This is a genomic window from Flavihumibacter sp. (assembly GCF_036676075.1).
Taxonomy (GTDB): domain Bacteria; phylum Bacteroidota; class Bacteroidia; order Chitinophagales; family Chitinophagaceae; genus Flavihumibacter.
In genome coordinates, this window is the sequence record NZ_JAKFDQ010000016.1 from 214,802 (window position 1) to 227,488 (window position 12,687).

Below are 12,687 nucleotides of genomic sequence, written 5' to 3' on the forward strand. Positions count from 1 at the left end.
GTATATTTTAGAATCGGTTAACGAAAATGGCGCCTGATTTGTGCTATATTTGCTGTACGCAGTAAGGAATGTTATTTAAAAGTTAGACCACAAATCTTACCTCTTAAATCTCACCTATTACCTGCAAATGGGGCTGTATTGGCTTCGACAGCGTAGTTCTTTGAGAGTATAAGCATGTCGTGCGTTGGATAATTAGCACGTTAATCTGAATATTCAAAACTCAAATGGCAATACACAGTATGCCATGGCTGCCTAATCAGTGATTAAGTAGTCATTAGGGCCGCGTTGAGCAGGTTGGTCTGTTACCAAGCTCCGCCGCCGACTCAAAACAAAATACAGGCTGCTGCAAGTGAAGGCTGTGACGCTTGCTTAAGACCATCCAGCTAAGGGGGAAATTGGTTCGTGCTGTTCCTGCTTCCCTTCGACAATTAATACAGTAATAAGCATGTAGAAAGCTTTCGGCGGATATGTTTGGACGAGGGTTCGACTCCCTCCAGCTCCACGGCGCCTGCTATAGCTTTAGCGAAAGCAGGCTGAAAAAAAGCCCTTGAATTATTCAAGGGCTTTTTTATTTACGTTAGTGGAAGCCATGAAATTATTTCAGAAGTTTTTTCGTCTTTATGTCAGCGTGGTAAAATGAATAGCATGCCTATTATATTTCTGCGTTAGTATATTTATCAAATCGTCAAAGAAAGTCTAATGCTTAATAAATCATTTCTTTTCGTTGCCTTCCTTGTTTCTGCACTTCAATGTTATTCCCAAACAGTCCATCATTTTACTGAGGCTCTTTTGATCAACTCAGGAAGTCGCTACGGTCGTGAGGCGGTATATACCGACCTGCTGGCCTGGAAACTCTATAATAATACGCTAGCCAAACCCGCAGCCGGGGCTCTTTTTGACATCACGGAAAAAGGGGACACCCAACGCTGGCAGGCGATCAAAGCTGATAGTGCCAACAGGTTCCTGACCCGACAGTGGCAGGCGATTGCGAGGGGTAACACTTTTGGAAATCCCAACAGGGTCGACCGTGGAACGGGTTATATCTATCTTACCTATACTTCACCAAAAGAGCAGTCTGCAATACTTAATATAAGGGGCAACAGCGGGGTTTATTTCAATGGTATTCCGCATATGGGCGATCCATATAACTCAGGTTATATGCATATTCCGGTGAGCTTAAGAAAAGGATTGAACGAACTATATGTAAGAGGCACAAATATCTCAGCAGATCTTATCTTTCCCGGCAAAGCAGTTTCACTGGCTTCCGATGATCTCACACTACCTTCCGTCATTAAAGGAAAGGACAATAGCAATCTGGAAGCTGCCATCGTTGTAATCAATACAAGTTCAAAAACATTATCCACCCTTCAATTAAAAACCTCAATGGGAGGGAAGGAGATTAAATCCACGCTACCCCCGGTTCCTCCCATGACTACAAGGAAGGTGAAATTCAGGTTTGATGCGAGTGGTATTACCGAGAAAGGATGGAATGATTGCAGTGTTTCACTATTTGAAAAGCAAAAACTCATTGATACATCTACCATAAAAATTGAGTGTGTTGAGCCGATCGATAAGTATAGTGTCACCTTCACCAGCAATATTGATGGCAGCCTGCAATACTATGCAGTAACACCCCAATTGCCTGCATCAAAAGATTCTGGTAATGCCTTATTCCTGTCTGTTCATGGGGCGGGAGTTGAAGCACTTGGACAGGCCAGGGCTTACCAATCCAAGGATTGGGGAACACTGGTTGCCGCTACTAACCGACGACCTCGTGGATTTAACTGGGAAGACTGGGGCCGGCTTGATGCACTGGAAGTACTTGCCATGGCAAAGGAAAAATTCAAACCGGATCCACAGCATATTTATCTCACGGGTCATTCAATGGGTGGACATGGTACATGGTTCCTCGGAGCAACCTATCCCGATAAATGGGCGGCTATCGCACCTTGCGCGGGTTATCCCACGCTGAAAGGATATGGCTCGGCTGATGGACTAATTCCAGATAGCAGTAATTCACCTGCTGAACAAATGCTACTGCGTTCCAGCAACCAAAGCGACGTAATAAAACTTGCCACCAACTATAAATCTTTAGGTATTTATATAATGCATGGTGATGCCGACCGCGTTGTTCCTGTTACCTATGCCAGGCAAATGAGAAAGGTGCTGGCTGATTTTCATAGTGATTATAACTACTATGAATACCCGGGTGGCGAACATTGGATAGGAAGTGAGAGCGTTGACTGGCCCTATATATTCGACTATTTCAAGTGGCACAAGATTGCTGTGGACACTGCCGTTAATACAATTGATTTCAGCACGGCAAATCCAGGTATATCTTCATCCTATCGCTGGGCTTCTATTCTGCAACAACTGTTTCCACTACGCTATAGCCGGATCCAACTTAAAAGAAGTAACAGCGGAAAAACTATAACAGGAACTACTGAAAATGCAAAGTTGATTCAATTTGGTCTCGCCAATTTTGGGAAAGGCGCTACTGTGAATATCATGCTTGACAGCCAGCTGATAAAGTATTCAACCACCTCCGCAAATGATACTGTGATCCTTAAAAAGGAAAATAACATTTGGGTCTTAGGAGGATTTCCAACGGCGCAAGAGAAGAACCCCATCAGGAATGGCACATTCAAAGATGCCTTTAACTACAACATGATTTTTGTGTATGGCACAACCGGCAACAAACAAGAAAATGAATGGAGTTATAACAAAGCGATTTATGATGCCGAAACATGGTACTACCGCGGCAATGGAGCAGTTGAGATAATTGCTGATAAGGATTTTGATCCTACGCGATATAAGGACAGGGGTGTGATCCTTTTTGGGAATGCAAGCACCAACAGCGCCTGGAATAAGATGCTATTGAACTCACCCATCCAGGTTAAAAGAAATCAAATACAGGCTGGGGACAAAACCTGGACCGGCGATGACCTGAGCGCCTACTTCGTTTGGCCGCTGGAGAATTCCTCTTTTGCCAGTGTTGGTGTTGTAACCGGTACTGGGTTGAAGGGAATGAATGCGGCAAATGCCAATCAATATTTTGCTGGTGCCAGCGGCTTCCCTGATTTTATGATCTATAGTTTGGACATGCTAAAAAATGGTCCATCAGAAATTAAGCTGGCTGGTTTTTTTGATAATAACTGGAAACTTACCAGGTCAAATATTGCAGAAGGTAAGTAACAACAGGGCCACTTGTCATTTCCTTAATGCGGCAACGCGAATTGTTTTCGCGTTGTCGTCAGTCCACGCAAACAGGAGTCCATCACCCGACCGAACCATTTGCGGGAATCCACTGGATCTGGATTCTGTGGAAGTCGCAATGGTGTGTACATCACCTTTTTTTCCATTTGCAAATACCTGCACCGCTTTGATGGCAGCGCCTTCCATCCAGCTTACCATAGCGCTGGAATCATCCATCATTACAAGATCAACCCGACCGATGGCTTTGCCTTCATCGATCCGGATGGGTTTTTCAAAACTTGCCCCGCCGTCTTTAGAAAATATCAATTTGACCTGTGCGTTTTTATCAGTTGCACTATACCAGGCAATGGCGAGGTTATTACCTTTTGCTGCCGATGCAGGCCCATTAACCGGGCACCCGCTTATTTTCCAATTATCCGGATAAATTGTTCGGGGACTGGTCCATTTTCCATCTACCATTCTCACTATTGACATATCTCTCACTTCATCTGCAGTGCGATCACGATAAATTACAACGGGACCATTTGCGGTGATAGAAGTGCTTGTCTGGCAACAATCACAGGTGCGTGCATCGAGTTCCCATTCATTCATCTTCTTACCTGACCTATCAACATGAGCTCCCCTTACTGTCATTTCTCCGTGATGACCATCATGGCCCTCATGGCCTTCCATGGATGCATTCCGGCCATCGAGCCAGGAAATAAAATATCCGTTTTCGTAAGCTGCCATTGAAACAAAACCATGTTCTGCTTTTTTGCCATCATCGTGCAGGGTTAAGGGTGAGGACCATTCGTTTCCACCATCTGCAGATGTTGTGATCTTAACATCATAGGCAAAGGTGCTGCTATCGCTTTTCCGGAGGAAATGAGCTATCATATTGCCATTACCGTCCGATGCCAGCATGGGGAAGTCGGCCCAGTTAACGAACCAATCTTTTCCCTTAGCAATTAGTTTTGGCGCGGACCATTTATCTCCCTCCAATACCGAAAACATAAGTTTGCTGGAATCCCCTGAGCGATCGATCCAGGAGAGATAAACGCTTCCTTTTTTACCGGCAAATAAAAACGGCTCTGCCGATAGTGAATCAGCAGGAGAGGGCAGGGCCATTAATTTTAAAGGACCACCGGTATTTTCATTTTGTTTCTCATTGCCACAGGAAACCATGATAGTTGTGAGCAGCAATCCAATCAATATCTTTTTCATTTTCCGGCGATGGTTTTACGGAGTAAATCAAGGTTGTTGACATCATCCCATTTCCGGTATCCCGGCTCAAAAAATACCAGTTGGTGATTGGCATCAAAGATTAGCGTGGTGGGTAGTGCCTCTATTCCCAGTGACTCTGCATTCTCAACCCTAGTATAAGTGAAGTTGTATTTATTTTCCTGGATGAATTCTTTGATCTGGTCCATATTTTCATTGCTTGCAAGAAGGAAGATCATATTTTCTTTTCCGATCAGTTCCTGCGCTTTTTCAATGGAGGGCATTTCCTTCAAACAGGGTTTGCACCAGGTGGCCCATATATTAATGAATAATGGTTTCCCTTTATAGGCGGATAAATCAATTGGTTGATTATTCATATCCGTTAGACGGATCTGGGTAATGGAATTCTGTGCCGTACTTGATTTGTCCTGCCCTGGCCTTTCATTACAGGCGGCCATCATAAAGAGGCAGAAACATGTGATAAATAGTCCCGAATATAGAAAGGTTCTCATTTTAATCATTATACCAGGTTGGATTAAACGGGCAAATTATGCAAATTATATATGCGGTGGCCGATCCTGTTAATCATCATAAAATATATTGCTGATAACCTGTCATTTCGCTTAATTTTAATATACATTAATTGCCCCCATATGAGAAGGTTTCCGTTAGTACCAGCATTACTACTTTTAGTAGTTGCCTTATTCAACAATTGTGCATCTCCTTTAGCCGCCAATACACCTCCCGAACAACAGCCAGCTCCTGGTATTGAAGGGCGTTGGGATATTACTATTTATGATGATGGGAAAGTTTATCCATCCTGGCTGGAAGTTTTCCATTCAGGAACCAAGCGGTTAATTGGTCATTATGTAGGTATTTCAGGCAGTGCGAGGCCGATTTCAAAAATCAATTTCAAGGATGGCAAGATGAGCTTTACCATTCCACCACAGTGGGAAGAAGAAGACAATGACTTATCCTTTGAAGCAAGTTTGCAGGGCGATAGCCTGGCTGGTACCTTGGTTGCTGCCAATGGTAAATCCTATAAATGGAGTGGTCGCAGGGCACCTTCTCTCCATCGTGATAAAGACGTTGTTTGGGGTGAGCCTTTGCAGCTTTTCAACGGAAAGAACCTTGATGGCTGGCGTGCCATGGGAGATAACCAGTGGGTAGTGGAGTCGGGTGTTTTGAAAAGTCCGCGTTCCGGTGCCAACCTGGTTACCGAAAAAACCTTCAATGATTTTAAGCTGCATGCTGAGTTCCGTTGCCCCAAGGGGAGTAACAGTGGCCTGTATCTTCGCGGCCGGTATGAAGTGCAGATAGAAGACAGTAAGGGCAAGGATCCGCAGAAAGATCTGCTGGGTGCCGTATATGGTTTTATCAAACCAAGTGATATGCCGGCCAAAGATGCCGGTGAATGGCAGACCTATGATATAACCCTTGTTGGCAGGATGGTTACCATCGTTCTGAATGGCAAGCAGGTTGTTTGTAACCAGGAGATACCCGGTATTACAGGTGGCGCACTCGATAGCAGGGAAGGAGAACCCGGCCCTATCATGATACAGGGTGATCATGGTCCTATTGAATTCCGCAAAATTACGATTACTCCCGGCCGTTAGTCCATCATAAAATGATCAACCCCAAACATAAAGCAGCCCAGGAAGCAGCATCCTATGTGAAAAATGGGATGATCATTGGTGTGGGAACAGGCTCTACTGCGGCCTACTTTATCCAGGAATTGGTAAAGCTTTTCCAGCAGGGAACAGACTTTGCCACCATCCCCACATCAAAAGCAACAGCAGTGATTCTGCAGCAATTTGATTTACCCATCTTACCAATGGATGATGTTTCTACTATTGATCTTACGGTGGATGGCGCCGATGAAATTGATAAGGAATTACAACTGATCAAAGGTGGTGGTGGTGCATTACTGCAGGAAAAAATGGTAGCATTTGTTTCAAAGAAATATATAATCATTGCCGACGAATCCAAATGTGTAGAGCAGTTAGGCCGCCATCCACTTCCCGTAGAAGTGATCCCATTTGGATACAAGGCCGTAAAAATGGTCATTGAAAATACCTACGGCATTAAAGTGGTTTTAAGAATGAAGGATGGTAAACCCTTTATTACCGACCACAGACACTATTTGCTGGATTGTCATTTTAACCGGATTGACGATGCTCCTGCATTGCATAGCCATCTGAATAATATAACAGGTGTTGTAGATAATGGCCTGTTCCTGAATATGGCGGATACAGCTATTATTGGGCAATTAGATGGAAAGGTATTTACAGTGTCAATTTAGTATGTGAAGCTTAAAATTTTCCTTGCATTTACAGCGATTTACCTGATATGGGGCTCAACCTACCTGGCCGCCTATTTTGGATTGGGCAGTATTCCGCCTTACCTTATGTCAGCTTTACGATTTACTGCAGCAGGTATGATATTATTGGGATTATCTTTCTTCAAAGGTTACCCATTACCACCCCGAAAGAACATCCTGGTGAATGCATTAGGTGGTATAATGATGCTTGTTGGAGGCAGTGGTTCAGTATTATGGGCACAACAATATATACCATCGGGACTAGCCGCTATACTTGTATCTGCCCTGCCTATCTGGTTTGTTATACTGGATCGGAAACAATGGCCACTTTATTTTTCCAACAGGCTTATTATTCTGGGTGTTTTGCTGGGTTTCGCCGGCATCATCCTATTATTTGGATCCAATGCCATGGATGCAACACAAACCAAAGAGGGATATATGAAGTCCCTCGGAATTCTGGTGATCATTGCCGGAACCATTATGTGGACTATCGGTTCGCTATATACGAAGTATAATTCTCCCAACCAGGATGTGACGGTGAGTGCCAGTATACAATTACTCGCAGCAGGTTTATTCAGTTTCTGTTTGAGTCCATTCCTCGACTCGCTTACTTCTTTTTCATTTGCTGATGTTTCCCTGCAGGCATGGCTGGCATTGTTTTACCTGATCATATTCGGATCGGTAATCGGATATCTTTCCTATGTATTTTTATTATCAGTAAGGCCCGCAGCACAGGTAGGAACACATGCCTATGTTAACCCGGTGATCGCAGTGGTCCTTGGGATTGTTTTTATAAATGAAAACATATCACTTATACAAATGATAGCCCTGGTGGTGATACTCGCCAGCGTAGTACTCATCAATCGTAAGACTGCATAACTCAGATAATATCTGCAGTCTTGGGCGGTGCGTTCAGAATACTCCTGCTATTGAATAAACCTATCATCACCGTGAGTGCTGATATACTCAGGAAGATCAATAATGTAGGCAAAACCGGCGGGGCAAACACTGTTTTGAAACTGAATACTGCAAGAGCCCACCCTCCGGCCAGTGCCAGCAATATTCCTGTAATGGCAGCGAGTGCACCCAAAAAGAAATATTCCAATGCAGTAATTGTAAGCACCTGCCTGCGACTGGCACCAAGAGTCCTTAATAGAACAGTTTCCTGTATGCGCTGATATTTGCTGATAAGGATGGATGCAATCAACACCACCAATCCTGTAGCAATGCTGAAGCCACCAATAAACCTTATGACGAAAGCAATTTTGGAGAGTATATCATCTACCACGCTGAGGATTAATCCCAGGTCAATCATAGATACTGTTGGATAAGCACTCACCACGGCACGCTGGAATGATGCAGATAATTCTTTTGATGGTACCCTGGTAATAAGCACATGAAATTTAGGAGCAGATTCAAGTACACCCTTTGGGAAGATAACCCTGAAATTGGTTTGCACGCGGTTCCAGTCCACCTTCCTCAGACTTCCCACAACAGTAGATACTAATGCTCCCTGCACATTGAATACAATAGTATCCCCAACCCCCACATGCAGGCGTTTAGCATAGCCATCTTCCATGGATATGCGAACATCTGTAACAGATGGTGCTACAGTTTGTAATTTTCCTTCCAGCAACGTTTCAGTATCGGTTAAACTATCACGGTAGGTAGAACGCACTTCCCCTTCAAATGCCCAGCGTGGAAGGTCTAATGTACTATCCTGCCTTGCCATGGTAGCAGTAATACCATTAATCTCCTCAATACGCATGGTTACTATTGGAACTTCCTGGATAACAGGTAAATTAAACTTGCGGGTGATGGCGGCAATCGGTTCCTTCTGTTCTGGTTGTATATCAAAGATCACCATGTTGGGTTGGTTTTCGCTTGATGAGAGCGCTACCTTATTAGTGAGCAGGTGCTGAACAAAAAACAGCAGGCAGATAAATGTTGTTCCCAGTCCAATAGCAACAACCAGTATCACTGTTTGGTTATGGGGACGGAATAGATTCGCAAATCCCTGTCGCCACAAATAGCTCCATGATTCAGGAAAATACTTCCTGGTTACCCACATGATAAGCCATGCCATACCTGCAAGAATTCCAAAGGCGGCCAGCACACCAATTGTGAAAACAACGGCCTGCATCCAGTTATTCATCTGAAGCCAGCTAAAGCCAAGAACGAATGCGAGGATCAGCAGGTAAACCAGCCACTGCAAAGGATCGCGTAAAAACCTGTTCTTTGTTTCTGTTATCCGAAGTGTATTCAGCGGGGCTATATTTCTGATGGATAATAGTGGTAACAAGGAGAATAGAACCGAGATCAGTAATCCAACAAATATGCCTTGTGCAATTGCTTTCCAGGAGATCTGCATGGTGATATCAACCGGAAGGAAATCTTCCAATACGGCCGGTAACAAAAATTGAATGGCGGTTCCGGCAATAGTTCCCGCTATTGAACCAAGTAGTCCCAGCAAACTAACCTGTATAAGATAAATCAGGAACGCTTGCTTTCCTGTAGCACCGAGGCAGCGGAGCACTGCAATGGAGTTCAGTTTTTCCCTGATATATATATGGATGGCACTAGCAACGCCGATACATCCAAGTAACAGTGCAATAAAACTGACCAGGTTCATGAAGGAGGTAAAATCTTCGAAAGAATTGCCTGTATTGTTTTTTGCAGCTTCCACTGTATCAATATCAAATCCTGCATCTTCAATGCGTGGCTCAATTTTCTCTACGAGCGCATTTATATCAACAGGGTTATCGTATTTGAAATAATAGCTGTAGTTGATCCGGCTGCCGCGCTGCGATAAGCCTGTTGCAGCCAAATAGCGTAAAGGGATAAATATACCTGGGGCAACAGCTGCAGAGAATCCGGTTTTACCTGGTACCTTATCAATCTCACCTGCAATTGTAAAAGTTAGTTCACCGACCTTTATTGAATCCCCCAGTTTCGCCTGGTATTGAAGCATAAGGGTTTTGTCAACCAAGGCCTGTTGCGCTGCCTGGTATGTTTTAGCTGCATTTACCGGGTTGGTTCGAATGCTTCCATAAAAAGGATAATTACCTTCCACCGCCCTTATCTGTACCAGTCTTGTTCCTCCTGTGCGAAGGAAATAGACCATCGATGCAAAACTTTGTTCAGTAGCTTTCTGGTCGCCGATAGAGTCAAGTAATGGTTGCAATGCGTCTCCCGCTGGTTTATTGGCTTCAATCACAAGGTCAGCTCCCAGCAATTCCTTTGCCTGTTTGTCGATATCCCCCTGAACTGTATATCGCAGTGAATAAATAGCAACCAGCGCTGCAATACCTAGTATGATGGAGGATATAAAAAGCAGCAGTCTTGATCTGCTCCTTCTGCTATCGCGCCATGCCATGCGGAAGAGCCAGGCAAAATTCAATCGTCCTTTGTTACTGTACTGGCTCATAAGGTAAGATCATTGTTGATGAAGGTCTCCTGGTCAGAAATGATGGAACCTCCCCTGAGTTTTATGATCCTGCCTGTGCGGGCGGCCAGTTCCAGGTCATGAGTAACGATTATAAGAGTTGTGCCGGCTTCCTGGTTGAGGTCAAATAATAAGCGGATGATCTTCTCACTTGTTTCTGCGTCAAGATTTCCAGTGGGTTCGTCAGCAAACAATATTTTTGGTTGTGTTGAAAAGGCCCTGGCTATGGATACCCGCTGTTGTTCACCGCCCGATAATTGGGAAGGGTAGTGCTGCACCCTTTCTTTGAGACCAACTTTATCTAAGAGGGCAAGTGCCCTGCTCCGGATATTCTTTTCTCCTCTCAATTCTAATGGAACCATAACATTTTCAAGTGCAGTGAGGGTTGGTAACAGCTGGAAATTCTGGAAGATAAATCCAACATACTGGTTCCTGATCCTTGCCAGTTCATCTTCAGAGAGATTATTAAGGAGTATATTATTGAGGTGAACGGTCCCTTCACTGCTGCGATCAAGTCCCGCACATAAACCAAGTAAAGTTGATTTTCCACTGCCCGATGGCCCCACGATTGCCATGGTGGCGCCTGCCTCAACGGAGAAGTTAACATCTTTTAATACAGTAGTCGATCTTCCCGCCCCTTCATATGTTTTACTTAAATGTGCTGTTTCTAGTATTGTTTCGGGCATAAACATCCTTATTCTTTAATAATATTGCGCTAATTTATCATTTAATACAACAGTTGATGACGAGAACATTGTTAATATACCTGCTATCACTGCTGATTATTTCAACCATAGGTGCTTGTGGCAATGCTGCGGACAAGGCTCCGGATGATAACCAGAAAGCAACTGAAAAGGTTGCCGAGCCCGTTGATTCATTAAAGACCATCCTCTTTTTTGGCAATAGTCTGACGGCAGGATATGGGCTTGACCCGGTGGAAGCTTTTCCTGCACTGATTCAAATAAAAATTGATTCGCTTAAGCTGCCTTATAAAGTGATCAATGGTGGATTAAGTGGCGAAACCACTTCGGGTGGCAAAACACGAATTGATTGGTTATTGCGTCAAAAGATCGATGTTTTTATTCTTGAGCTTGGTGCTAATGATGGACTTCGTGGTATCCCGGTTAAGGAAACCAAACAAAACCTGCAGGCCATCATAGACCAGGTGAAATCAAAATATCCGGATGTGAAATTGGTGCTTGCGGGTATGCATGTTCCTCCTAATATGGGGGCAGCTTATGCTAAAGAGTTCCATGCTATATATTCGGACATTGCCAGGAAGAATCAAATGACCTTGATACCGTTTCTTTTAGAAGGTGTTGGGGGTAATCCTGAATTGAACCAGGGAGACGGCATACATCCAACGGCAGAGGGTTATAAGATAGTAGCCGATGAAGTTTGGAAATATATCCAACCGATACTTTAATATAATAAACATGTCTTCATTATTTTCTCCTTTAACTATCAAGGGCCTTACGTTGCGAAACAGGGTAGTGGTGTCACCTATGTGCCAGTATTCAGCGACGGATGGATTCGCCAATGACTGGCATCTGGTACATCTCGGTGCTATGGCAGTTGGCGGCGCTGCTCTTGTTTTCGTAGAGGCTACAGGTGTATCACCCGAAGGCAGGATTACGCCGGGTTGTTTGGGTATCTGGCATGATGAACATATTGATATGCTGAAACGTATCGCAGGTTTTATTGAGCAACATGGAGCAATACCTGGTATTCAAGTGGCGCATGCGGGCAGAAAAGCATCTCATGATTTACCCTGGAAAGGTGCTGCCCAGTTAAAGGAAGATGAAGGCGGATGGTCAACAGTAGCGCCAAGTGCTATCCCATTCAGCGAGGGTGAAGTTCCACCCATTGCCTTAGATAATGCAGGTATACTAAAAGTGGTAGAGGATTTTAGCAAGGCCACTCAAAGGGCGCTGGAAGCCGGATTTAAAATTGTTGAGATCCATGCTGCACATGGATATTTATTGAATGAGTTCCTTTCACCGTTGAGTAATCAACGAACCGATGAGTATGGTGGATCTTTTGATAACCGTATTCGCTTATTGCTGGAGGTTGTAGAAGCTGTGCAGAAAGTTTGGCCGAAATCACTTCCATTGTTCGTCAGGATCTCCGCAACTGATTGGGTAGAGGGTGGCTGGACGATCAACGATTCTGTTAGGCTCGGCACGATCCTTAAAGAGAAAGGTGTTGATCTGATAGATTGTTCTTCGGGTGGAAATGATGCCAGTGCAAGAATTCCCCTGCAACCATGCTACCAGGTACGTTTTGCAGAAGCCGTGCGTGAAACAGGTATTATGACGGGGGCAGTTGGATTGATCACAGAAGCAAAGCAGGCTGAATCAATAATCAGGGAAGGTAAGGCTGATCTTGTTTTCCTTGCAAGGGAGATGTTGCGCAATCCGCATTTTGTGTACTATGCTTCAAATGAATTAGATGCTGAGCATCAGTGGCCAAAGCAGTACTTAAGAGCAAGGTTTAAAAAATAATT

General features: G+C 44.2%; 10 protein-coding genes and 1 other RNA gene. 7 read left to right on the plus strand and 4 right to left on the minus strand.

The window, feature by feature from the left end; genetic code table 11:
• Positions 1–129: 129 nt before the first annotated feature.
• Positions 130–505: a transfer-messenger RNA gene (gene ssrA / locus V6M43_RS15770) on the plus strand.
• 194 nt (positions 506–699) lie between these two features.
• Positions 700–3,195 carry a prolyl oligopeptidase family serine peptidase gene (locus tag V6M43_RS15775; protein WP_332736912.1) on the plus strand — a complete coding sequence of 832 codons (2,496 nt, stop codon included), beginning with the start codon at positions 700–702 and terminating at the stop codon, positions 3,193–3,195.
• Between the two features lie 15 nt (positions 3,196–3,210).
• Here V6M43_RS15775 and V6M43_RS15780 read toward each other — a convergent pair whose 3' ends face one another.
• A complete protein-coding gene (locus V6M43_RS15780) occupies positions 3,211–4,419 on the minus strand; it encodes an exo-alpha-sialidase (protein ID WP_332736914.1) in 1,209 nt (402 codons plus the stop codon).
• A complete protein-coding gene (locus V6M43_RS15785; protein WP_332736916.1) occupies positions 4,416–4,928 on the minus strand; it encodes a TlpA family protein disulfide reductase in 513 nt (170 codons plus the stop codon). Before V6M43_RS15785 ends, V6M43_RS15780 begins: the two co-directional genes overlap by 4 nt.
• A gap of 141 nt (positions 4,929–5,069) precedes the next feature.
• Here V6M43_RS15785 and V6M43_RS15790 point away from each other — a divergent pair, with 141 nt between their 5' ends.
• Genes V6M43_RS15790 through V6M43_RS15800 form a run of 3 tightly spaced genes read left to right on the plus strand, consistent with a single transcriptional unit; the run spans position 5,070 to position 7,615 of the window.
• Positions 5,070–6,032, plus strand: coding sequence for a 3-keto-disaccharide hydrolase (locus V6M43_RS15790; RefSeq protein WP_332736918.1), 963 nt, complete (start codon positions 5,070–5,072; stop codon positions 6,030–6,032).
• 11 nt (positions 6,033–6,043) lie between these two features.
• Positions 6,044–6,718 (plus strand): ribose-5-phosphate isomerase RpiA, encoded by a 675-nt coding sequence (gene rpiA / locus V6M43_RS15795; RefSeq protein WP_332736920.1) that lies wholly within the window; start codon positions 6,044–6,046, stop codon positions 6,716–6,718.
• A gap of 3 nt (positions 6,719–6,721) precedes the next feature.
• The gene (locus V6M43_RS15800) at positions 6,722–7,615 is read left to right on the plus strand and encodes an EamA family transporter (protein ID WP_332736922.1); all 894 of its coding nucleotides are present in this window, start codon (positions 6,722–6,724) and stop codon (positions 7,613–7,615) included.
• Between the two features lies 1 nt (position 7,616).
• On the opposite strand, the gene V6M43_RS15805 is transcribed toward V6M43_RS15800, so the two are convergent.
• Together V6M43_RS15805 and V6M43_RS15810 are read right to left on the minus strand one after the other, a co-directional pair.
• Positions 7,617–10,163, minus strand: a complete 2,547-nt coding sequence (locus tag V6M43_RS15805; RefSeq protein ID WP_332736923.1) for an ABC transporter permease — start codon at positions 10,161–10,163, stop codon at positions 7,617–7,619.
• On the minus strand, positions 10,160–10,867 hold the full coding sequence (locus V6M43_RS15810; RefSeq protein ID WP_332736925.1) for an ABC transporter ATP-binding protein: 708 nt from the start codon (positions 10,865–10,867) through the stop codon (positions 10,160–10,162). Before V6M43_RS15810 ends, V6M43_RS15805 begins: the two co-directional genes overlap by 4 nt.
• A 56-nt stretch (positions 10,868–10,923) precedes the next feature.
• Between V6M43_RS15810 and V6M43_RS15815 the strand changes: the two genes are divergently transcribed.
• Together V6M43_RS15815 and V6M43_RS15820 are read left to right on the plus strand one after the other, a co-directional pair.
• Positions 10,924–11,607, plus strand: coding sequence for an arylesterase (locus V6M43_RS15815; RefSeq protein ID WP_332736927.1), 684 nt, complete (start codon positions 10,924–10,926; stop codon positions 11,605–11,607).
• Positions 11,608–11,617: 10 nt separating this feature from the next.
• Positions 11,618–12,685 (plus strand): NADH:flavin oxidoreductase/NADH oxidase, encoded by a 1,068-nt coding sequence (locus V6M43_RS15820; protein WP_332736928.1) that lies wholly within the window; start codon positions 11,618–11,620, stop codon positions 12,683–12,685.
• Positions 12,686–12,687 lie beyond the last annotated feature (2 nt).